This window comes from Stenotrophomonas sp. GD04024 (assembly GCF_029837545.1).
In the GTDB taxonomy this organism is placed as follows: domain Bacteria; phylum Pseudomonadota; class Gammaproteobacteria; order Xanthomonadales; family Xanthomonadaceae; genus Stenotrophomonas; species Stenotrophomonas forensis.
The window spans coordinates 1-21,118 of sequence record NZ_JAOEDV010000017.1; the positions used below are offsets into that span (position 1 = coordinate 1).

Annotated in this window: 19 protein-coding genes; 8 read left to right on the top strand and 11 right to left on the bottom strand. The window is 68.2% G+C overall.

Annotation, left to right across the window (positions count from 1 at the left end; genetic code table 11):
* Positions 1-16 precede the first annotated feature (16 nt).
* Entirely contained in the window at positions 17-583 is a 567-nt protein-coding gene (gene efp, locus N7590_RS07875; RefSeq protein WP_006457340.1) for an elongation factor P, read from the bottom strand.
* Between the two features lie 96 nt (positions 584-679).
* Here efp and epmB point away from each other — a divergent pair, with 96 nt between their 5' ends.
* Positions 680-1,720, top strand: a complete 1,041-nt coding sequence (gene epmB, locus N7590_RS07880) for an EF-P beta-lysylation protein EpmB (protein WP_204275129.1) — start codon at positions 680-682, stop codon at positions 1,718-1,720.
* Positions 1,721-1,788: 68 nt separating this feature from the next.
* Here epmB and N7590_RS07885 read toward each other — a convergent pair whose 3' ends face one another.
* From N7590_RS07885 to N7590_RS07895, 3 genes are all read right to left on the bottom strand, one after another.
* Positions 1,789-3,915 (bottom strand): EAL domain-containing protein, encoded by a 2,127-nt coding sequence (locus N7590_RS07885; RefSeq protein WP_053511835.1) that lies wholly within the window; start codon positions 3,913-3,915, stop codon positions 1,789-1,791.
* On the bottom strand, positions 3,912-4,814 hold the full coding sequence (locus N7590_RS07890; RefSeq protein WP_230078989.1) for a phosphate/phosphite/phosphonate ABC transporter substrate-binding protein: 903 nt from the start codon (positions 4,812-4,814) through the stop codon (positions 3,912-3,914). Before N7590_RS07890 ends, N7590_RS07885 begins: the two co-directional genes overlap by 4 nt.
* Before the next feature lie 76 nt (positions 4,815-4,890).
* The gene (locus N7590_RS07895; RefSeq protein ID WP_279935300.1) at positions 4,891-5,661 is read right to left on the bottom strand and encodes an RNA methyltransferase; all 771 of its coding nucleotides are present in this window, start codon (positions 5,659-5,661) and stop codon (positions 4,891-4,893) included.
* 120 nt (positions 5,662-5,781) lie between these two features.
* On the opposite strand from N7590_RS07895, the gene N7590_RS07900 reads away from it, so the two are divergent.
* Both N7590_RS07900 and N7590_RS07905 read left to right on the top strand, forming a co-directional pair.
* Positions 5,782-6,609, top strand: a complete 828-nt coding sequence (locus N7590_RS07900) for an inositol monophosphatase family protein (RefSeq protein ID WP_004153814.1) — start codon at positions 5,782-5,784, stop codon at positions 6,607-6,609.
* 20 nt (positions 6,610-6,629) lie between these two features.
* Positions 6,630-6,959, top strand: a complete 330-nt coding sequence (locus N7590_RS07905) for a hypothetical protein (protein ID WP_164087227.1) — start codon at positions 6,630-6,632, stop codon at positions 6,957-6,959.
* Between the two features lie 292 nt (positions 6,960-7,251).
* On the opposite strand, the gene htpX is transcribed toward N7590_RS07905, so the two are convergent.
* On the bottom strand, positions 7,252-8,118 hold the full coding sequence (htpX, locus tag N7590_RS07910) for a protease HtpX (RefSeq protein ID WP_049457138.1): 867 nt from the start codon (positions 8,116-8,118) through the stop codon (positions 7,252-7,254).
* A gap of 93 nt (positions 8,119-8,211) precedes the next feature.
* Between htpX and gluQRS the strand changes: the two genes are divergently transcribed.
* The 3 genes from gluQRS (at position 8,212) to phaR (ending at position 10,613) form a co-directional block, all read left to right on the top strand.
* Positions 8,212-9,132, top strand: a complete 921-nt coding sequence (gene gluQRS, locus N7590_RS07915; protein WP_164242847.1) for a tRNA glutamyl-Q(34) synthetase GluQRS — start codon at positions 8,212-8,214, stop codon at positions 9,130-9,132.
* A 17-nt stretch (positions 9,133-9,149) separates the two neighbouring features.
* Positions 9,150-9,890 carry an acetoacetyl-CoA reductase gene (gene phbB, locus N7590_RS07920; protein ID WP_053511776.1) on the top strand — a complete coding sequence of 247 codons (741 nt, stop codon included), beginning with the start codon at positions 9,150-9,152 and terminating at the stop codon, positions 9,888-9,890.
* Between the two features lie 183 nt (positions 9,891-10,073).
* On the top strand, positions 10,074-10,613 hold the full coding sequence (phaR, locus tag N7590_RS07925; protein ID WP_053451352.1) for a polyhydroxyalkanoate synthesis repressor PhaR: 540 nt from the start codon (positions 10,074-10,076) through the stop codon (positions 10,611-10,613).
* A 74-nt stretch (positions 10,614-10,687) separates the two neighbouring features.
* On the opposite strand, the gene N7590_RS07930 is transcribed toward phaR, so the two are convergent.
* The 6 genes from N7590_RS07930 to N7590_RS07955 all read right to left on the bottom strand — a co-directional run bounded on the left by N7590_RS07930 (position 10,688) and on the right by N7590_RS07955 (position 18,212).
* On the bottom strand, positions 10,688-11,635 hold the full coding sequence (locus N7590_RS07930; RefSeq protein WP_164242846.1) for a TraB/GumN family protein: 948 nt from the start codon (positions 11,633-11,635) through the stop codon (positions 10,688-10,690).
* Position 11,636: 1 nt separating this feature from the next.
* Positions 11,637-12,566: a DUF1684 domain-containing protein gene (locus N7590_RS07935; protein WP_164242845.1), complete on the bottom strand. Its 930-nt coding sequence runs from the start codon at positions 12,564-12,566 to the stop codon at positions 11,637-11,639.
* 11 nt (positions 12,567-12,577) lie between these two features.
* Positions 12,578-14,482: a DNA mismatch repair endonuclease MutL gene (gene mutL, locus N7590_RS07940; protein ID WP_164242844.1), complete on the bottom strand. Its 1,905-nt coding sequence runs from the start codon at positions 14,480-14,482 to the stop codon at positions 12,578-12,580.
* 121 nt (positions 14,483-14,603) lie between these two features.
* A complete protein-coding gene (locus N7590_RS07945) occupies positions 14,604-16,166 on the bottom strand; it encodes an N-acetylmuramoyl-L-alanine amidase (RefSeq protein WP_053450335.1) in 1,563 nt (520 codons plus the stop codon).
* Positions 16,167-16,248: 82 nt separating this feature from the next.
* Positions 16,249-16,731, bottom strand: coding sequence for a tRNA (adenosine(37)-N6)-threonylcarbamoyltransferase complex ATPase subunit type 1 TsaE (tsaE, locus tag N7590_RS07950; protein WP_053511772.1), 483 nt, complete (start codon positions 16,729-16,731; stop codon positions 16,249-16,251).
* Positions 16,728-18,212: an NAD(P)H-hydrate dehydratase gene (locus tag N7590_RS07955; protein ID WP_164242843.1), complete on the bottom strand. Its 1,485-nt coding sequence runs from the start codon at positions 18,210-18,212 to the stop codon at positions 16,728-16,730. The genes tsaE and N7590_RS07955 overlap by 4 nt, the downstream gene beginning before the upstream one ends.
* Before the next feature lie 23 nt (positions 18,213-18,235).
* Here N7590_RS07955 and queG point away from each other — a divergent pair, with 23 nt between their 5' ends.
* The gene (gene queG, locus N7590_RS07960; protein ID WP_164242842.1) at positions 18,236-19,306 is read left to right on the top strand and encodes a tRNA epoxyqueuosine(34) reductase QueG; all 1,071 of its coding nucleotides are present in this window, start codon (positions 18,236-18,238) and stop codon (positions 19,304-19,306) included.
* Positions 19,307-19,350: 44 nt separating this feature from the next.
* A complete protein-coding gene (xseA, locus tag N7590_RS07965) occupies positions 19,351-20,682 on the top strand; it encodes an exodeoxyribonuclease VII large subunit (protein ID WP_164242841.1) in 1,332 nt (443 codons plus the stop codon).
* Positions 20,683-21,118: the final 436 nt, after the last annotated feature.

The window sequence follows — 21,118 nt, forward strand, 5'->3', positions numbered from 1 at the left end:
GCCTACGGCCGGAACCTTATTTGACGCGTGCGGAGTATTCGCCCGAACGGGTATCAACCTTGATGATTTCGTCCTGGTTGACGAACAGCGGCACGCGGACCACGGCGCCGGTTTCCAGGGTGGCCGGCTTGCCGCCGCCGCCCGAGGTGTCGCCACGGACGCCCGGATCGGTTTCGGTGATCTTCAGTTCGACGAAGTTCGGCGGCTGCACGAAGATCGGCTCGCCGTTCCACAGGGTCACCACGCAGGACTCTTCGCCCTTCAGCCACTTCTCGGCGCCGCCCATGCCGGCCTTGGTGGCCTGGACCTGCTCGAAGGATTCCGGGTCCATGAAGTGCCAGTACTCGCCGTCGCTGTACATGAAGTTCATGTCGGTATCGACGACGTCGGCTGCATCCAGCGAGTCGGTCGACTTCATGGTCACTTCCTGGGTACGGCCGTCCTTGATCAGGCGGTACTTCACGCGGGTGAAGGCCTGGCCCTTGCCCGGCTTGACGTATTCGGTGTCGATGATGACAGCCGGTTGGTTGTTGACCAGGATCTTCATCCCGTTCTTGACGTCGTTCATGCCGTAGCTGGCCATGCGTAAACTCCTGAGTGGCAAAAACGCCGCGGGTGCGGCGAGCCGTTAGAATGGAAAGCCCACCGGATGCCGGTGGGCGACTGTTTTTCTGCCCCCATGATAACCGCAGGCCCCCTCTCCATGCAGCTTTCCGCCTTCCCCCGGCCCCAGTCGCCAGGCGCGCCCGCGCGCTGGCAGCAGCTCTGGCGCCAGGCGCTGCGTGACCCGCACGTCCTGCTGGCCCGGCTGCAGCTGGACCCGGCCGCGCTGGGCGTCTCGGAAGCGGCCATCGCCCAGTTCGCGCTGCGCGTACCCGAGGGCTTCGTGGCCCGCATGCGCACGGGCGACGCCGCCGACCCGCTGCTGCGCCAGGTGCTGCCGATCGACGAGGAAATGCGCCCGGCGCCCGGGTTCAGCTTCGATGCGGTGGGGGATGGTGCGGCCAAAAAGGCCACCGGGGTCATCCAGAAGTACCGCGGCCGCGCCCTGCTGGTCGCCACCGGCAGCTGCGCGATCAATTGCCGCTACTGCTTCCGCCGCCACTTCGACTACGGCGCGGAGAATGCGGCCAAGGGCGGCTGGCAGGAAGCGGTCGCCGCCATCGCGGCCGATCCGGACATCGACGAGGTGATCCTGTCCGGCGGCGACCCGTTGTCACTGGCCACGCACAAGCTGGTCGAACTGACCGACGCACTGCGCGCGATCCCGCACATCCGCCGCCTGCGCATCCACAGCCGCCTGCCGATCGTGCTGCCCGAACGCGTGGACGAGGAACTGCTGGCCTGGCTGGGCAGCCTGCCGTGGCCGCTGGCGATCGTGGTCCACGCCAACCATGCCAATGAATTCGATGCCAGCGTGGACGCGGCGATGGCGCGCCTGCGCGGTACCGGTGCGCAGCTGCTGAACCAGGCGGTGCTGCTGCGCGGGGTCAACGACAGCGTGCAGGCCCTGCAGGACCTCAGCGAGCGCAGCTTCGCCGCCGGCGTGCTGCCTTATTACCTGCACCAGCTGGACAAGGTGGAAGGCGTGGCCCACTTCGAAGTGGACGATACCCAGGCCAAGGCGCTGATTGCCGGCCTCACCGCACGCCTGTCCGGTTACCTGATCCCGAAGCTGGTGCGCGAACTGCCTGGCGATCCGAGCAAGCGCCCGGTGTAAGAGCACTACCGGGGTCAGATCCCTTTTCCCGCGGGAAAGGGATCTGACCCCCGCACAACGTCAATCTGTCAGACGCCCGACTCGATCATCCGCACCACTTCGGTGGCGGTCACCGGGTGGCTCAGCCAGTAGCCCTGGCCGAGGTCGCAGCCACGCTGGGCCAGCAGCTCGAACTGCGCCTGCTGCTCGATGCCCTCGGCAACCACGGTGATGCCCAGCGCGTGGGCCATCGCGATGATCGCGGTGGTCAGTGCCAGGTCGTCGGGATCACGCTGCATGTCGGCCACGAAGCTCTTGTCGATCTTCACCCCGTCCACCGGCACCTGGCGCAGATGGCTGAGCCCGGAGAAGCCGGTGCCGAAATCATCCAGCCAGACCTTCACGCCCGTCCTGTGCAGCTTGTCCAGCAGCTGCGCGGCGACCATTTCATCGCCGATCACCGCGGTCTCGGTCAGTTCCAGGTGCAGGCGCGACGCCGGCAGCCCGGACTCATGCAGGCACTGTGCGACCAGCGCCGGCAGTTCGCCGCCCCGCAGCTGCCGCGGCGACACGTTGACCGACACGAACAGGTCGTCCCCGGCCACCCCGCGTGGCCACTGCGCAGCCTCCATGCAGGCAGCGCGCAATACCTTCGGGCCGATGATCTCGATCAGCCCGCTCTGCTCGGCCACCTCGATGAATACCGATGGCGGGATCGTGCCCAGGGTCGGATGCTGCCAGCGCAGCAGCACCTCGACACCGACCATGCGGCGGTCGCGCATGCGGAAGATCGGCTGGTAGGCCAGGCGCAGTTCGCCGCGCTCCCAGGCCCCGCGCAGTTCCTGCTCCATGTGCACGCGGCGCTCGACCGCATGGTCCATCGCCCGGCTGTAGTAGCGGTAGCAGTTCTTGCCGGCCATCTTCGCCTGGTACATGGCGATGTCACCGTTCTTCAGCAGCGTGGTCGCATCCGCCGCATCGTCCGGGAACAGGGTCACGCCGATGGACGTGCCAAGGAACAGCTCCCGGCCCTGCACCACCAGCGGCTTGCCCAGTTCGCGCACCAGCACTTCGGCCAGCAGCCGCGCGTTGGCAGCAACGTCACCGTCACCAACCAGGATCACGAATTCGTCGCCACCAAAGCGCGCCAGCAGGGCCTCGTCGCCACCGGCTTCGGTCACCGCGCGGCCGATGCGCTGCGCGAACTGCAGCAATGCTTCATCGCCAGCTTCATGACCGAGGGTGTCGTTGACCCGTTTGAAATCATCGATGTCGGCGAACAGCAGGCCCAGCCGGTGGTTGGACGCGCGCGCGGCCATCAACCGATGGTCAAGCGCCTCGCGGAAGGCCAGTCGATTGGTCAATCCGGTCAGCGCGTCGGTGTAGGCCATGTGCCGCACTTCGCGGTCATGGCGGGCGATCGCATCGCGCATGCGGGCAAAGCCACGCACCAGTTCGCCCACTTCGTCATCGCGGGTGTTCTCCGCCAACGGCGTCTGGTAGTCACCGGCCTCGATGCGGCGGGCGGCCGCGGCCAGATCACGGATCGGCGCGACCAGGGTCCGCTGCACGTACAGGATCACCACTACGCCGATCACCACCAGCAGGCCCAGCATCAGCAGTAGCCAGCCCAGATGACGGCTGCCGGCCTGCTGCAGGCGTTCGCCAAGGGTGGCATTGGCGGCCTGCTCGCGCTGCTGCACTTCGTCCAGCGCCATGCCGACGCGGACTCCGCCGATGCGCTGGTTGCCGATCATGATCGGCATCGTGTTGTCGAGCACCTTGGGCGATTCCTGCACCACCAGTGCCTGTGCGGCAGCAGCCTTGGGCGCCAGCGGGTCGGCCATCTGCTGGCCGAAGCCGGCGACCTCGATCGAGCCGTCGTGCACCAACCGCCCACGTTCGTCGAACACCAGCACATAGCGCACCACCGGCTGCCGCGCGGTACCGCGCACCAGTGCGCCGACCTGGTCCAGGTCGCGGTAGTACAACGGGTTGGCCAGCGAGTCGGACAACTCTCGCGCCATCGCCTCGCCGCGGCTGCGCACGCTGCGGTCGAACAGTTCGTGGATGACACCGCCACTGAGGCTGCGCACCTCGCCCTGCATCGCCGTCTGGCGCCCCAGCAGCACTGCCAGGATCGCGACCACCACGACCATTGCCCCGCCCATCGCCAGCAGGAACCGGGCCTGCATTCCCGAGCCAAGCCACTTCATTCCACTTCCATCCGCACGCGCGTCAATCCTTGTTTCAATTCATCCAACCGCTGCTGCGCATGCGCATCGACACGGTGGAAACCGGAAGTGCCAAAAAACCGATGCAACGCTCCCTGTGCCCGCGGGTCGCTGGCCGCCTGCAGCAGCACTTCCTGCAGGCGATCGCGCACGCGCGGATCAAGGTCGGAGCGGACCATCTCCACCGCACGCGGGTACGGCTCGGTGCGCAGCAGCTCGCGGAAGTCGCGCCGGAACGCGGCCGGCACCCGCCGCTCGTCGTTCCAGTCCACGCTGCTCACCGCGCCTACGTCGACCACCCCCTTGTGCACGAACGTCGCGATGTTCAACTCGCTGCGCGCGAACACATACCCCACGCTGTCCCGCCCCGGCATGTCCCAGTCGCCGGCCAGGATCTGCGGCGACAACCCCTCCTGCAGCAAGGTCATCACCGGCACCAGGTAGGCGCTGGTGGACGCCGTGTTCTGCAGCGCCAGGCGATGCCCAGGCAGGTCCCGCATGCGCTGGATCGGGCTGTCGTTGCGCACGAAAAACACTGTCTGGTACTCGCGCACGCCATTGCGTTCGGTCAGCAGCAAGGGCCTTGCGCCGCTGCGCTGGCCCAGCGCCACCGCCGTGCCCGCCGTTTCCGTGACCCAGTCGACCCGCCCCCGCCGCAGATAGCTGGCCATCTGCTGCGGATCGCGTGCCATCAGGATCCTCCCCTCCCTGATGCCGACGTCGTGCATGCGGGCCACCACATAATCCAGCAGGGGCTGCAGCTGCTCGTAATGGGCCTTGGGATCATCGCTGATCCGGCCCAGCACCAGCACCGGGTCCGGCGCTGCACGCACCGTCCCGGCCAGCAGGACCATGGCCAGGCTCAGCAGTCCCCCCTGCATTGCCTTTCGCAGACCCGACACAGGCTTCATCCCCCCTGGGTATCTGAACAGACTCCCCGAAAAAATGAGAACGTCGTCAGCTGTGCTTGCTGCCCGCCTGCGCCAGTCGCGCCATGCGCTGGGTGTCGGCGAGGATGCCGCGCAGCAGGCGCACTTCCTGCTCACTCGGCTCGCTGCGCAGGAACAGGCGGCGCAGCTTGCGCATTGCCGATTCCGGGGCGCGGCCCTTGTGGAAATCGATCTCGTCCAGGGTGTCGCCAAGCTGGGCGAAGAAGCTCTCCATCTGCTCATGGCTGGCCACCTGCTCGCGGAAGCCCGGCTCTGCCGCGGCCGCCGGCTGTGCGCCCAGCAGCTGCATGCGCGTTTCATAGGCCAGCACCTGCACGGCCGCGGCCAGGTTGAGCGAGCTGAACTCCGGATCGGACGGGATGTGCACCGCGGCGTGGCAGAGCTGCAGTTCCTCGTTGGTCAGGCCGGTGCGCTCGCGGCCGAACACCAGCGCCACTTCGGCGCCCTCGCTTGCCTTGGCCACCGCACGCGCAGCGGCGTCGGCCGGAAGGTACTCCTCCAGCTGGACCCGTCGGGCACGGGCGGTGCAGCCGAGCACCAGCCGGCAGTCGGCCACCGCCTCGGCCAGGGTGGCCACCACCGGGGCGTCCCCCAGTACGTCTTCGGCACCGGCCGAGCGGCGGAAGGCCTCCTCGTCCAGTGGCTTTTCGGGGGCGACCAGCACCAGCCGGGCCAGGCCCATGGTCTTCAGGGCGCGGGCGGCAGCCCCCATGTTGCCGGGGTGCTGGGTACCGACCAGGACGAATCGGAGGCGGGTGGCGGCAGGAAACTGGGACATGAACAGGGAAAAGGTCGAGCTGGACGATGACCAATGGTAAACTGTGCGGCCGGCCACTGCGCCGGACCTGCTCTTTTCCCCCGCCAGTCCATCTCTTCTGCCTTTCCGGGAGCCCACGCCATGCAGAAACCCGCCGTCACCGTCATGGTCAAGGCCGCCCGCCTCGCCGGCAACGTCCTGTTGCGCAACATCAACAAGCTCGAGGCACTGAACGTCGTGCAGAAGGGCCGGATGGACTACGCCAGCGAAGTGGATGCGGACGCGGAAAAGGTCATCGTCAAGGAACTCAAGCGCGCCTACCCCGAGTACGGCATCTTCGGCGAAGAAGGCGGCGTGCAGGGCGAACGTCGCCAGATGTGGGTCATCGACCCGCTCGATGGCACCAGCAATTACCTGCGCGGCGTGCCGCACTACTGCGTGTCGATCGCGCTGGTCGAGAACGGCGAACCGACCGATGCGGTCATCTTCGACCCGCTGCGCAATGAGCTGTTCACCGCCAGCCGCGGCGCCGGTGCCGTGCTGAACGACCGCCGCATCCGCGTGGCCGACCGCAAGGACCTGGACGGCACCATGATCCACACCGGCTTCGCCCCGCGCGAACGCGCCCGCGCCAGTGCCCAGCTGAAGGCGGTCGACGCCCTGCTGGTGCACGGCGAGGACATCCGCCGCACCGGTTCGGCCGCGCTCGACCTGGCCTACGTGGCCTGCGGCCGTGCCGACGCCTACTTCGAGGCCGGCGTGAAGGCATGGGACATCGCCGCCGGCCTGCTGCTGGTCCGCGAAGCGGGCGGCAAGGTCTGCGACTTCAAGGGCGCGACCCTGGGCCGCATGGACAACCGCGGCCCGGAGACCCACCAGATCGTCGCCGGCAACCTGAAGGTGGCCGAGTCGCTGCAGAAGGTGCTGGTGAACACCGGCTACGCCGCCGAGTTCGACGCGAAGTTCTGATCTGCGCATAGTTGCGGTTCATGGAGACGGCACCTGCGAAGGTGCCGTTTTCGTTTGCGCGCCGGGAGATTCGTTTCCGCGACCGCGGAGGGGTGTCACTTTCTTTGCGCGCAAAGAAAGTAACCAAAGAAACGCTCCGCCAGCCGCGAGCCGTCGCTACGCGCCGGTACCCTGCGCTTCTCGGCGAATCAGGGGACGGCGCCGAACTCGCTGCGCTCAAACACCGGCGCCTCTTCGCCCCTGATTCACCTGCGATGCTCGGCTCGCTCAAGGCGGACTGGAAGGTCAAGATCAACGGCAACGGCATCCACGCATGGCGTGGATCTACTGGGTGCAGCTGTGGCATTTGATCTTGGGTCCGCCTTGAGCGAGCCGAGCACCGCAGGTCCGGCGAGGGCGAAGAGGTGCGGGTGTCTGAGCGCAGCGAGTTCCCGCACCGCCCCTCGACGGACCGAGGAGCGCAGGGTACCGATGCGCAGCATCGGCTCGCGCCCCGGCGGCGTGTTTCTTTGGTTACTTTCTTTGCACGAGCAAAGAAAGTGACACCCCTCCGCGGCCGCGGAAATGACTCTCGTCGGCGCGCAAACAAAAACGCCCGGCGCGAGGCCAGGCGTTCCTGCACTACCGTGAAAGTACGGAGGCTTACGCCACCGTCGACGCCCGCAGCGCGGCGATGCGCTCTTCCAGCGGCGGGTGGCTCATGAACAGCTTCTTCGCCGTCGAACCGGCAATACCGAACGCGGCAATCTGGGTCGGCAGCGTGCTCTGGCCGTGGTTGAGCTGCAGGCGCTCGAGCGCGGCGATCATCTTCTGGCGACCGGCCAGCGAGGCACCGCCGGCGTCGGCGCGGAACTCGCGGTGGCGCGAGAACCACATCGAGATCATGGTGGCGAACAGGCCGAACACCATCTCCAGCACGAACACGATGATGTAGTACGCAAAGCCGCGGCCGCCACCTTCGCGGTTGCCCGACAGCGCGCTGTCGATGATGCCGCCGACCACGCGGGCCAGCACGATCACGAAGGTGTTCAGCACACCCTGCAGCAGCGCCATGGTGATCATGTCACCGTTGGCGACGTGGGCGATCTCGTGGCCCAGCACCGCTTCGGCCTCGTCTTCACTCATGTTGTGCAGCAGGCCGGTGGACACCGCCACCAGCGCGTTGTTGCGGTTGGCACCGGTGGCGAAGGCGTTGATCTCCGGGCCCTCATACACCGCCACTTCGGGCATGCCGATGCCGGCCGCCTTGGCCTGGCGCTCGACGGTGGCCAGCAGCCAACGCTCGGTCTGGTTGCGCGGCTCGGTGATCACCACCGCGCCGGTGGAACGCTTGGCCATCCACTTGGACAGCAGCAGCGAGATGAAGGAACCACCGAAACCGAAGATGCCGGCCATGATCAGCAGGCCGCTCATCTTGCTGGGATCGGTTCCCAACAGCGACATCACGATGCTGGCCAGGATCAGCACGGCAAAGTTCGTGGCCAGGAAGAGGGCTATACGGGTGAACATGGGAAAATCCGGCTCGGAAGGGGTCGATATCGGTCAATTTGCGGTGTGGTCAGCTTGAATTCAAGCGCCAACCTGACCGACGATTCAGCCAGCATGACCTCCCCTATTCCCACCGGGCGTTTCGCGCCCTCGCCGACCGGCCTGCTCCACCCCGGATCCCTGCTCGCCGCGTTCGGCAGCTGGTTGCTCGCCCGCCATCACGGCGGCCTGTGGCGTCTGCGCATCGAAGACGTCGACCCGCCGCGCACCGTACCCGGTGCAGCGGATTCGCAACTGCAGGCACTGGCCGCGTTCGGCCTGGTCCACGATGGTCCGATCCTCTGGCAGAGCACCCGCGGCGGGGCCTACCAGGCCGCACTGGATGTGTTGCTGGCCAGCGACCTGGCCTTCATCTGCCACTGCAGCCGCAGCGAACTGGCCGCCAGTGGCGGCATCCACCATCGCTGCGTCGCGCGGCAGGCTCGACCGGACCCCGCCGTCCGCTTCCGTGTACCGGCCGGCAGCGTCGTGCGGTTCGACGATGGACTGCGCGGCCCGCAGCAGCAGGACGTGCATGCCGAGGTCGGCGACTTCGTGCTGCGCCGTGCCGACGGCTGCTGGGCCTACCAGCTGGCGGTGGTGGTCGACGACGCTGCGCAGGGCGTGACCGAAGTGGTGCGCGGCGCCGACCTGCTCGACTCCACCGCGCGGCAGATCCTGCTGCAGCAGGCACTGGGGCTTGCGGTGCCACGCTACTGGCACCTGCCGCTGCTGCTGGACGCGCCAGGCCACAAACTCTCGAAGTCGCTGGCGGCGCTGCCGGTGGACACCGCGCGCCCGCTGCCGGTGCTGCGCCAGCTCTGGCAGCTGCTCGGCCAGGCACCTGCGGCGCTGGAGCAGGCACACGATCTGTACGCCCTGCTGGCCTCCGCGCAACGGGCCTTCGACCCGGCGCGCCTGCCGCGCACCGACATCCTGCTGCCGCCCGGCGCACTTTCCACGCCGATGTTGCAGAATCCCCCTTCCCCCACCTGATACCCGGACAGCATTCCATGACATCTCGCGTCGCACTGGTCACCGGCGGAACCGGCGGCATCGGTACCGCCATCTGCCAACGACTGGCCGACCAGGGCCACCGGGTCGCCACCAATTACCGCGACGAAGCCAAGGCGCGCGCCTGGCAGCAGGCGATGACCGAGCGCGGTTACACGGTGTCGATCTTCCCCGGCGATGTCTCCGACCCCGGCAGCGCCGAAGCGCTGGTACGCGCGGTCGAGGCCGAGCTGGGCCCGGTCGAGATCCTGGTCAACAACGCCGGCATCACCCGTGACACCACCTTCCATCGCATGCGCGTGGACCAGTGGCACGATGTGATCAATACCAACCTCAATTCGGTGTTCAACGTCACCCGCCCGGTCATCGAGGGCATGCGCCGCCGCGGCTGGGGCCGGGTCATCCAGATCAGCTCGATCAACGGCCTGAAGGGCCAGTACGGCCAGGCCAACTACGCGGCCGCCAAGGCCGGCATGCACGGTTTCACCATCTCGCTGGCCCGCGAGAACGCGGGCTTCGGCATCACCGTCAACACCATTTCGCCCGGTTACGTGGCGACCGACATGGTGATGGCGGTGCCGGAGGACGTGCGCGCCAAGATCATCGCCGACATCCCCACCGGGCGCCTCGGCAAGCCGGAGGAAATCGCCTACGGCGTGTCCTTCCTGGTGGCCGACGAGGCCGCCTGGATTACCGGCAGCAACCTGGATATCAACGGCGGCCACCACATGGGCTGGTAAGCCGCGCAGCGGGCCGTTGCGGCGAACGCCGCCGGCCCCTGCCAAGAGTCATGCTGCGCAGCACGCAAACCCTTGCTGCGCAACATGATCGCCGCCGAAAGCCAAGCCTGGCGGGGGCTGAGGCGGTTGCAACGGCTGCTGCACTGCGCCATGCTGCGCGTCTACTGTGACGAGTACCGCTTCATGGCTGCGACCCGCATCATCAAGAAGTATCCGAACCGCCGTCTCTACGACACCGAGATCTCCAGCTACATCACCATCGAGGACGTGCGCCAGCTGATCCTGGACGGTGAAGACTTCGAAGTCCGCGACGCCAAGAGCGGCGACGACCTCACTCGATCGGTCCTGCTGCAGATCATCGCCGACCAGGAACAGGACGGCGAGCCGATGCTGTCCACCCAGCTGCTGAGCCAGCTGATCCGCTTCTACGGCGATTCCCTGCAGGGCTTCATGGGCAATTACCTGGAGCGCAGCATGCAGGTCTTCCTCGACCAGCAGCAGCAGTTCCGCCAGCAGATGGGCAACCTGCTGGGGCAGACCCCGTGGGCGATGATGAACCAGCTGACCGAGCGCAACCTGGAGCTGTGGCAGGAATTCCAGCGCAGCATGGGCAGCGGTTTCGGTGGCCCGCGCCCGGGCGGCACCGGAACGGGTACCGGCACCGGCACCGGCAACAAGCCCAACGAACCGGGGAGCGGCACCGGCGGCAAGACCCGCCGCTGAGCCATCACCGCGGTGGATACGAAAACGGCGCGCCCTGGGCACGCCGTTTTTCATTGCATGGCGCCCGCAATGCCTCAGCGCTTGGCCCTGCACCCCGCGCACACGCGCTCGACCTTGTAGCCCTTGGCCTTCAGCTTCTCGACCACGCCATCGTTGCCGAGCAGGTGCAGCGTGCCGACCACCACCAGCGTTCCGCCCTGCCCAGACTGCAGGTACGGCAGCAGCTTCGGCACCCATGCGTCATTGCGGCCGGTGTTGATGCGCTGGTAAAGCTGGGGATACTGCTGGCGCATTTCCGCCGCCATCTTGGTCCACAACAGGCGCTCGTCGCCCCGGCGCCAGGCATCGTGCAGCAGGCGCGCCTGCTCATCGCCCTTGCCCGCCTGGTCCAGCGCCTCGGACAGCATCTGCCGCTGTTCCTGCACCGTCATGCCATCGAGCATGCCGATCTGCGTATCGATGTCTTCCAGGCCGGCCGTCTTGCGGCCAGTCTTCTGCGCGCGCTCCATGAAATGGCGATCCAGGCCCAGCGCCGGGTCCAGGCCCAGTTTCTGCATCTGCCCGATCGAAATGCTCAGGCCGACGAACCAGGGCTTCATGCCCTGCATCTGTGCCAGCGGCAGCGCGTTCTGCGCCGCGAACGCCTGCAGCTTCTGCCAGGTGGCCGCATCCAGGTCGCGCTTGAGTTCGCTGCCATCTGTGCGGACCGCCGCCTGCACCATGCGGCTGGCCAGCTGCGGCGACTGCATGTCTTCCGGCGAGAGCTCGAACACGATGCGCTGCGAGGCCTCGAAGGCCTGTTCGACATCCGGCGACAGCGGATAGTCCTGCGGTTTCAGCAGGTGGAACGAACCGAGCAGATAGAGGCGCGAATCGCCTGGACCGGTCACTTTCCACAGCAGCGGCACCGGTGGCTTGGCAGCGGCCGGGTCAACGGCAGGCGCATTGCGCGCCGCAACCAGCGGTGCGACCGCGCAGGCCAGCAGCAGGGTAGCGGCACGGAACAGATCTCTGATCGGCATTTCAGCCTTCTCCTTCAGGCAGGTGGTAGGCCTTCTCGCCCGCTTCCACGCGCAGGTCCAGCCGGTTTTCCGGTGGCGCCAGCGGGCAGGTTGCGTAGGCGGTGAATGCACACGGCGGGTTGTAGGCATGGTTGAAATCGATGCGCACCGTGCCGTCGGCAGCGGGTGCATCGGTGTCCAGGTAGCGGCCGGCCGGATAGCTGCCGCGGCCACTGGTGCGGTCGGCGAAGATCAGGAACAGCGGCTGCCCGGGGGCACCGATCGCTTCCAGACGCCAGTTGCGGCCATCGCGCTGGAACTCGACCGCGCCCGCATTGGGCATCTCGGTGGTCAGGCCGGTGATGTCGACGATCGGCAGCGTCTTGCCCGGCGGGTGCGCGATGAAGCGTGCCTGCACCTGCCAGCCGGGGCCACCCGGCCAGTACTCCAGGCCAGCGAAATCGCGGCGTGCCGGCGCATCGGCGTGCTTGACCCGCAGTGCATCGCGCGGCCCACGGCGGATGATGCTGAGCTGGCCCTTGCCGGCATCGAAAGACAACAGGGTCGGCCGTGCATCCTTGTCGGTGTCGACGCGGATACGACCGCGTACCGGTTGGCCCTCATGGCTGACCTCGGCACCGGCCTCCGGCGTGAACCACCACTGGGTACCCTCACGGCGCAGCAGGCCCAGCTTGCCCGGGCCGACCGCCAGGCGGATGCCGTTGGTGGCGCCGCTGCCGACGAAGTGCGACTTGTTCTGCAGCCAGTGCAGGCCGACCAGCGCCGTCCAGCCATCGGGCCGGGTCAGGTCCTGGTAGCGCGCCACGCGCCATTGCTGCTGCGCGGCGGCAAAGGCCGGATCTTCAGTGACCGTCGGCGCCGGCGGTGTCGCCGGGCTGCAGGCAGCCAACACCATGGCGGCCAGCAGCCCGCCCATTCCCCGATAACGCATCGATGCTCCCCTCAACGTCCGCGCAGGAACCAGCGGTCGATCTCCGCCAGTGAAAAACGGGCCCAGGTCGGCCGGCCATGGTTGCACTGGCCGGACCGCTCGGTGATTTCCATGTCGCGCAACAGCGCGTTCATCTCTGGAACGGTCAGGCGCCGATTGGCGCGCACCGCGCCATGGCAGGCCATGGTCGACAGCAGTTCGTCGCGCGCACTCGCCACGCGCCGGCTCTGGCCGTGTTCGCGCAGGTCGGTCAGCACGTCGCGCAGCAGCCCTTCCGGTTCGGCATGCGCCAGCAGCGCCGGAATGCTGCGCACATGCAGCGATCCCGGGCCGGCACGGGTCACTTCGAAGCCGAGTGCGGCCAGCGTTTCGGCTTCGCTTTCAGCGGTGTCGGCCTCGCGCTCGCCCACGGCAAGGGTGATCGGCACCAGCAGCGGTTGCGACTGCAGGCCGATGCCATCGTGCGCATTCTTCAGGCGCTCGTAGCCGATGCGCTCGTGCGCGGCGTGCATGTCGACCACGATCAGGCCTTCGGCGTTTTCGGCCAGGATGTAGATGCCGTGCAGCTGCGCGATCGCATAGCCCAACGGCGGCACGCCCGCATCGGCGCTGGTCACCGGCAGTCCATTCTCGCTCGGCATCGGCGGCAGCGTCGCCCCGCGTTCGGCACCGGACGGTGCGGCATACAACGCGGCATAGGCGGCCGGGGCGTCGGCCACCTGCAGGCCCAGCGGCTGCTGCGGCCGCCAGCCTGAGAATCCCCCCCCGCCGCCTGAGCCGGAACCCGGCGCAGGACCGCGCACCAGTCCGAATCCAGAAGCGCCGGCGGTGGACGCCATCGGTGTCGTGGCCGCATCCACCGGATGCGCAGGTACGGCACCGATCTCCTGCGCCGACATGCCGGCACGGGTGTCGGCCAGCGCGTCCTTCAGCGTGCGGTAGACGAAATCATGGACCAGCCGCGAATCACGGAAGCGCACCTCGTGCTTGGCCGGATGCACGTTGACGTCGACCCGGGTCGGGTCCAGTTCCAGGAACAGCACGTAGGCCGGTTGGCGACCGTGGTACAGCACGTCGCCATAGGCCATCTTCACCGCATGGGCGACGCTGCGATCGCGCACCGAACGGCCGTTGACGTACAGGTACTGCTGGTCGGCACTGGCACGCGAATAATGCGGCTGCGCGATCCAGCCATGCAGGCGCAGGCCGGCACCGCTGTGGTCCACGCGCACGGCCTGGTTGGCGAAATCTTCGCCCAGCGTTTCGGCCAGCCGCGCATCGGAATACAGATCGCCCGGCTTGTAGCGCCGCGAGGCCTTGCCGTTGTGCGACACGCGCAGTTCCACATCCGGCCGCGCCAGTGCGAGCGAACGCAGCCACTCTTCGATATGGCCCAGTTCGGTGCGCTCGGCGCGCAGGAACTTGCGCCGCGCCGGCACGTTGTAGAACAGTTCGCGCACTTCCACGGTGGTACCCGGTGCATGCGCACGCGGAGTGACTTCACCGATCTTGCCGCCTTCGATCTGCAGCGCGGAACCATGCTCGTCGTGCGCGCGGCGCGAGGCCAGGGTGAAGCGGCTGACCGAGGCGATCGATGGCAGCGCCTCCCCCCGGAAACCGAGCGTGGCCACCGATTCAAGATCATCCAGGTCGGCGATCTTGCTGGTGGCATGGCGCGAGACCGCCAGTGGCAACTGCTCCGGCGCGATGCCGCTGCCGTTGTCGCGGATGCGGATCAGGCGCACACCGCCTTCTTCAAGATCGATGTCGACGCGGCTGGCACCGGCATCGATCGCATTCTCGACCAGTTCCTTGACCACGGATGCAGGACGTTCGACCACTTCGCCAGCGGCGATCTGGTTGATCAGGATGTCCGGCAATGGCCGGATCGGGCGCGGATGGGCAGCAGACGTCATGCAGGGATGATAGCGGAGCGGCCCTGGGTAGAGTCGAGCCATGCTCGACCGGCGGGTTACCGGCAAGGCCCAGTCGAGCGCGGCTCGACTCTACAGAAAGCAGAAACCCGCCTTCGGCGGGTTACTTGCTGCCGCCGGCCATGGTGCCTGCGGCGTCGATCTCGGCCTGGGCGCGGGCCGCGTACAGCGTGCCCGGCGGCGGCTGGCGGCTGAAGAAGGTGTGCACGCCATCGAGCACGGCACCGGCGATCTTGCGCTGGTAGGCCGGGTCGATCAGGCGGCGCTCTTCATCCGGGTTGGAGATGAACGCGGTTTCCACCAGCATCGCCGGCATGTCCGAGGTGCGCAGCACCGCGAAGTTGGCGCGCTCGATGTTCGGCTTGTGGTTGTTGCCGATCCGCTTCAGGCCGCCCAGCACGTGGCCGGCCGCATCCTCGGACGCCTTCATGTAACCGCTCTGGGCCAGGTCCAGCAGCACGTTGGCAAGCGTGCCTTCGGTCTGCTGCAGGCGCACGCCACCGACCAGATCGGCCGCGTTTTCCTTGTCTGCCAGCCAGCGCGCACGCTGCGAGGAAGCCCCCTTGGTCGACAGCACATACACCGACGAACCGGTGGCCGAGCGGTTTTCGGCCGCATCGGCGTGGATCGAGATGAAGATGTCGGCCTTGTTCGCACGCGCCTTCTGCGCACGCATCGGCAGCGGAATGAACACGTCGCTGTCGCGGGTCAGGTAGGCCTTCAGGCCCGGCGTCGCGTTCACCTGGCGCGCCAGCTCGCGTGCCACCGCCAGGGTGACGTCCTTCTCGCGCTTGCCGGTCGGGCCTATCGCACCCGGGTCCTGGCCGCCGTGGCCCGGATCGATGGCCACCACCAGGTGGCGCATGCCAGCCTGCATGCGGATGCGCGAGGCATCGCTGGGCATGGCCGGGCGTGGCGGTTCCACTGGCGTTGGCGCCGGCGCGGGCACCGTGGCCGGCGGCGTGGTCACCACCGCAGCGGTGCGCTGGCCAGCGAGGATCGCGGCCGGTGAAGAGGACGGCGTGCTGCTGGCCGCGGTGCCTGCCGCGGCGACCTGTGCCGGTGCGGTGGACGGTGCCGGCGTCGGCGTGGCCGGGGTCGCTGCAGCGGCGCTGGCCTGCTGCTGCACCTGTGCGGTCAGCAGCGCGGTGGCGCGCGCGGCGTCATTGCGCGACTGCGCGCTCTCGGCCGGAGTCGGCGCGGGCGTGCTGGCGGGCGCCTGTGGCTGCACCGCCGGGGTCACCGCCGGCCGGCTGGCGGCCACGGCCGGGCCATCGCCCGGCCATTCGATCACCAGCTTGGATTCATTGCCCTCGCGCTGCATCTGCGGGCGGAACGGCGCCACCGATTCAGCGAGGTCGAAAACGACACGAAACGTGCCCGGAACCGGCTGTCCGGTACGCACCGCCGTGACCACGCCCTGCGCGGCCGGCATCTTCAGGTTGCGTATGGCGCTGGAGTCCGGGAAATCGACCACCAGGCGGTTCGGGCCGGCCAGCGACAGGGTCTTGTAGCCGCCACTGCCGACCAGCGAGATCTCGGCACGGGTGCCGGTGGCGCCGGTGTTCAGCAGGACCTGGCGGACTTCACCGGCCCACGCACTGACGCTCGCCAGACCCAGTCCGACGGCGGCACAGATGGCGATGAGACGGTTCCCCGGGCGCATGGCTCAGGATTCAATCACCGCGCTGAACGGAATGCAACACCTTTTTCCTTAATAATCCGTAACCTGCCGATGTTTGTTCTCGTCAGCCGACAGAAATGGCCTGCAAGTCACCCCCTTGAGGGAGCCGTTCCAGCCATTCACGCCCCGCGTCGCTGGCCCCAGTGAGACGAACACGACGCCCCTGCCCCTCGATTTCCAGCGCGACCACCAGATCGGTCGGCGGCAACGCACCGGCCCCGCGCTCGGGCCATTCGACCAGCCACAACACGGCACTGCCCTCGTCCAGGCCGAGGAAATCGAGCTCGCCGGCCTGGCCGATGCGGTACAGGTCCAGGTGCCATGCCTCGCCGCCACTGGCCAGCGGGTAGCGCTCGACCAGGGTGTAGGTCGGGCTGCGGATGGCGCCCTGCACGCCCAGTGCGCGCAGCAGTGCGCGGGCAGTGGTGGATTTGCCGGCGCCGAGGTCGCCGCGCAGCTCGATCAGCGCCTGCGGCGGCCGCGTCGCCGCCAGCCACTGCCCGAGCAGTTCGGTGGCATCGCTGTCGGCAAGGAAGAATTCGGTCATGAAGAGAGGTCCGGATTGGCCAGTCGCCGCAGCGGCGCCAGCAGGTCAGTAGGAAGCAGGCCACGCGCGCCATCGGCGGCAGCGGCATCGCCGGCGAGTGCGTGCAGCAAGGCGCCGGCCGCGGCCGCGTCGAACGCGGCCAGGCCCTGCGCGCGCAGGCTGGCAATGATGCCGGTGAGCAGGTCGCCCATTCCGCCCACCGCCATGCCGGGATTGCCCGCAGCGATCAGCCGTGGTGTCTGCGCGGGTGCCGCCACGATGCTGCCCGCCCCCTTCAGCACGACCACGGCGTGGAAGCGCTCGGCCAACGCCTGCGCGCTGGCATAGCGGTTGGCCTGGATGTCAGCGCTGCTGCAACCAAGCAGGCGCGCGGCCTCGCCCGGGTGCGGGGTGAGGATCGCGTCCGGCAGCGCGCGCGGATCCTGCGCCAGCAGGTTCAGTGCATCGGCATCGACCACCAACGGCTTGCCACACGCCAGCACCCGCGCAAACAGCGCGCGCGCCCATTCGTCCTGGCCCAGGCCGGGCCCGATCGCCACCACCGTGGCCCTGTCCAGCAGCGCCGGCAGCGCATCGCCGTCTTCCAGCGCATGGGTCATCGCCTCCGGCAGGCGCGCCAGCAAGGGGCCGACGTGATCGCGACGGGTACCCAGGCTCAGCAGGCCGGCGCCGGCACGAAGTGCTGCCTCGGCCGCCATCGCGATGGCGCCACCGCTGCCATGGTTGCCGCCAACGCACAGCACGTGCCCGGATTCGCCTTTGTGGGTATTGGCGCGTCGTGGTGGCAGCAGCGCCTTCAAACGGTCGCCGGTCCAGCGCTGCGCGCTGGCCTGGATGCCGTCCCAGGCCTGATCAGGCAGTTCGAGTGGCGCCAGCCGGCGCTGGCCGACCTGCTCCAGCGCATCACCGGTGTACAGGCCTCGGTGACACGCGATGAACTGCAACGTGACATCGGCCTTCACCGCCACGCCGGGCACATATCCGCTGTCGGCATCAACGCCACTGGGCACGTCCATCGCCAGTACCGGCCCACGCGCCGCGTTGAGGGCGTCGATCAGCGCCTGGGCCGTGCCGGACGGTGCCCGGTCCAGGCCAAGCCCGAACAGGGCGTCCACATAGACCTCAGCGTCCGGCAACTGGCCATCGAACTCGACGACACTGCCACCGGCCGTCGCAAATTCCGCTGCAGCCTGCGCCGCCAGCACCGTGGCGGGCGCCCTGCCAGGCAGCGTGACCACCTGAACCTGGCGCCCCGACCGCAGGGCATGGCTGGCCAGCACGTAGCCGTCGCCACCGTTGTTGCCGGCACCGACCAGCACGCATAGCTGGAGAGCCTCCGGCCACTGCTGCAGCAGGCACTGCCAGCCGGCCAGACCCGCCTGGGCCATCAGGCTCCAGCCACCATCACCGGCCAGCGCCGATGCGCGCCTATCGAGCGCGCGCGCCGCTGCGGTATCGAACAGAAGGGAAAGATCGGGCATGCAGGGATTTTATACTGGTGCACATGTCCCCCGTCCCCGCCCCTGTCGATCCGGCCCAGGCCGTGCAGCGCATCCGTGAACTTGCCCGTGCGCATGGCTTCCAGCGCTGCGGCATCGCCGGCATCGAGCTGGACGAGGATGAGGCGCACCTGGCCGACTGGCTGGGCCAGGGCCTGTACGGCACGATGGACTGGATGGCGCGCCACGGCACCCTGCGCGCGCGTCCGGCCGAGCTGCTGCCCGGCACCGTGCGGGTGATCTCGGTGGGCATGGATTACAGCCACAAGGACGACACCGAGGCCTGGGCGACCCTGGCTGATCCCGGCCGCGCCTACGTGGCGCGCTATGCGCTGGGCCGCGACTACCACAAGCTGATGCGCAACCGCCTGCAGAAACTGGCCACGCAGATCAACGAGGAGGTGGCTCCGCTGGGCTACCGCGTCTTCGTCGATTCGGCGCCGGTGCTGGAACGTGCACTGGCGCGCAACGCCGGGCTCGGCTGGATCGGCAAGCACACCTGCCTGATCGACCGTCACGGCGGCTCCTGGTTCTTCATCGGTGAGATCTACATCGATATCCCGCTGCCGATCGATACCCCGGCCACCGCCCACTGTGGCACCTGCACGCGCTGCATCGACGTCTGCCCCACCCAGGCCATCATCGGCCCGCAACGGCTGGATGCGCGGCGCTGCATCTCGTACCTGACCATCGAGCACGACGGCGCCATCCCCGAGGACATGCGGCCGCTGATCGGCAACCGCATCTACGGCTGCGACGATTGCCAGCTGGTCTGCCCCTGGAACAAGTTCGCCCGGCGCACCGACGAAGCCGATTTCCGTGCACGCAACCAGCTGGATACCGCGCGCCTGGACCAGCTGTTCGCCTGGGACGAGGCCGAATTCCTGCGCCGCACCGAGGGCAGCCCGATCCGCCGCAGCGGCCATGAGCGCTGGCTGCGCAACATCGCGGTGGCGCTGGGCAATGCGCCTGCGTCCGCCGAGGCATTGGCTGCCCTGCACACCCGCATCGACGATCCCTCGCCGCTGGTGCGTGAGCATGTGCAGTGGGCGCTGGGGCAGCACGCGGCGCGCTGACGTGCGATCCTGAGCCCCCGTTCCACCCGCCCCATGCCGTGCCCATGCAGCCACGCAACGACGACATCTTCACCCCCAGCCAGCTCAACACCCTGGCCCGCGATCTGCTGGAAGGCAGCTTCCCGGCGATCTGGGTGGAGGCCGAACTGGGCAGCGTGGCGCGCCCCGCCTCCGGGCACCTGTACTTCACCCTGAAGGACGCGCGCGCACAGCTGCGTGCAGCCATGTTCCGGATGAAAGCGCAGTACCTGAAGTTCGTGCCGCGCGAAGGCATGCGCGTGCTGGTGCGCGGCAAGGTCACTCTGTACGACGCCCGTGGCGAGTACCAGATGGTGCTGGACCACATGGAGGAAGCCGGCGAAGGCGCACTGCGCCGCGCGTTCGAGGAGCTGAAGGCACGCCTGGAGGCCGAGGGCCTGTTCGACCCGGCACGCAAGCGGCCGATGCCGGCGCATGTGCAGCGCCTGGCGGTGATCACCTCGCCCACCGGCGCCGCCGTGCGCGACGTACTGAGCGTGCTGGGCCGCCGCTTCCCGCTGCTGGAAGTGGACCTGCTGCCGACCCTGGTGCAGGGCAGCAGTGCCGCGGCGCAGATCACCCGCCTGCTGCAGGCCGCCGATGCCAGCGGCCGCTACGACGTGATCCTGCTGACCCGCGGTGGCGGTTCACTGGAGGACCTGTGGGCGTTCAACGATGAAGCGCTGGCTCGCGCGATTGCGGCCAGCCGCACCCCGGTGGTATCGGCGGTAGGCCACGAGACCGACTTCAGCCTCAGCGACTTCGCTGCCGACCTGCGCGCGCCGACGCCATCGGTGGCCGCCGAACTGCTGGTACCGGACCAGCGCGAACTGGCGCTGCGCCTGCGCCGCACCGCGGCGCGCATGGTGCAGCTGCAACGGCACGCGATGCAGCAGGCCATGCAGCGCGCCGACCGTGCCCTGCTGCGCCTGAACGCACAGAGCCCGCAGGCCCGCCTGGACCTGCTGCGTCGCCGCCAGCTGGAGCTCGGCCGGCGCCTGCATGCGGCATCCAACCAGCAGCACGAGCGCCGCGCCGCACGCCTGCGTCATGCCGCGGCGGTGCTGCGCGGGCACCATCCACAACGACAGCTGGACGCGATGCAGCGCCGCCTGGCCGCCCTGCGCGGGCGTCCGCAGAGTGCGATGCAGCGCCTGCTGGAACGCGATGCACTGCGCCTGCGCGGGCTGGCACGCTCACTGGAAGCGGTCAGCCCGCTGGCGACGGTGGCGCGTGGCTACAGCATCCTGACCCGCAGTGACGATGGCACCCTGGTGCGGCACGTTGACCAGGTGCAGCCGGGTGACGCGTTGCAGGCCCGCGTCGGTGGCGGCGTGATCGACGTGCAGGTCAAGTAGAGGGGTGTTCGGCAGGGCTTGCAGCCCTGCACCTGCCGAGGCTTCAAGCAACAGCCGAAGCAACAGCGTGCATTCCTTGGGATGGCGGGGCGGTGCCGGAGTGCGGGGACGCCGTGAACCCATCCATGGGGGCTTGGCAGCCGCATCCATGCGGCTGACACCCCGCACACCGACACCGCCCCACCTCTGACAGATTTCTACGGCTGTCGGTGGGTGTCGACCTTGGTCGACACATCTGTCAGATATCGAAAGTAAAAATGGGGTCGGATCCAACAGACCGCGGAAATCTGTCGAAGGCGGGGTGGGTCCGGTTGCGGGAGTGTCCGCGGCATGGGCCCGAGGTATACCTCGGGCGGGTTGGGCAGGACGCCCAACCCCGGTCTTGCTGTGTGCGCAGGACAGCGCACACGAGCAAGCCGCGGCCAAGCCCCCATGG

Bases quoted from the DNA above. Each gene is read 5' to 3' on its own strand.
- efp (WP_006457340.1), bottom strand. From the start codon at position 583: ATGGCCAGCTACGGCATGAACGACGTCAAGAACGGGATGAAGATCCTG.
- epmB (WP_204275129.1), top strand. From the start codon at position 680: ATGATAACCGCAGGCCCCCTCTCCATGCAGCTTTCCGCCTTCCCCCGG.
- N7590_RS07885 (WP_053511835.1), bottom strand. From the start codon at position 3,915: ATGAAGTGGCTTGGCTCGGGAATGCAGGCCCGGTTCCTGCTGGCGATG.
- N7590_RS07890 (WP_230078989.1), bottom strand. From the start codon at position 4,814: ATGCAGGGGGGACTGCTGAGCCTGGCCATGGTCCTGCTGGCCGGGACG.
- N7590_RS07895 (WP_279935300.1), bottom strand. From the start codon at position 5,661: ATGTCCCAGTTTCCTGCCGCCACCCGCCTCCGATTCGTCCTGGTCGGT.
- N7590_RS07900 (WP_004153814.1), top strand. From the start codon at position 5,782: ATGCAGAAACCCGCCGTCACCGTCATGGTCAAGGCCGCCCGCCTCGCC.
- N7590_RS07905 (WP_164087227.1), top strand. From the start codon at position 6,630: ATGGAGACGGCACCTGCGAAGGTGCCGTTTTCGTTTGCGCGCCGGGAG.
- htpX (WP_049457138.1), bottom strand. From the start codon at position 8,118: ATGTTCACCCGTATAGCCCTCTTCCTGGCCACGAACTTTGCCGTGCTG.
- gluQRS (WP_164242847.1), top strand. From the start codon at position 8,212: ATGACCTCCCCTATTCCCACCGGGCGTTTCGCGCCCTCGCCGACCGGC.
- phbB (WP_053511776.1), top strand. From the start codon at position 9,150: ATGACATCTCGCGTCGCACTGGTCACCGGCGGAACCGGCGGCATCGGT.
- phaR (WP_053451352.1), top strand. From the start codon at position 10,074: ATGGCTGCGACCCGCATCATCAAGAAGTATCCGAACCGCCGTCTCTAC.
- N7590_RS07930 (WP_164242846.1), bottom strand. From the start codon at position 11,635: ATGCCGATCAGAGATCTGTTCCGTGCCGCTACCCTGCTGCTGGCCTGC.
- N7590_RS07935 (WP_164242845.1), bottom strand. From the start codon at position 12,566: ATGCGTTATCGGGGAATGGGCGGGCTGCTGGCCGCCATGGTGTTGGCT.
- mutL (WP_164242844.1), bottom strand. From the start codon at position 14,482: ATGACGTCTGCTGCCCATCCGCGCCCGATCCGGCCATTGCCGGACATC.
- N7590_RS07945 (WP_053450335.1), bottom strand. From the start codon at position 16,166: ATGCGCCCGGGGAACCGTCTCATCGCCATCTGTGCCGCCGTCGGACTG.
- tsaE (WP_053511772.1), bottom strand. From the start codon at position 16,731: ATGACCGAATTCTTCCTTGCCGACAGCGATGCCACCGAACTGCTCGGG.
- N7590_RS07955 (WP_164242843.1), bottom strand. From the start codon at position 18,212: ATGCCCGATCTTTCCCTTCTGTTCGATACCGCAGCGGCGCGCGCGCTC.
- queG (WP_164242842.1), top strand. From the start codon at position 18,236: ATGTCCCCCGTCCCCGCCCCTGTCGATCCGGCCCAGGCCGTGCAGCGC.
- xseA (WP_164242841.1), top strand. From the start codon at position 19,351: ATGCAGCCACGCAACGACGACATCTTCACCCCCAGCCAGCTCAACACC.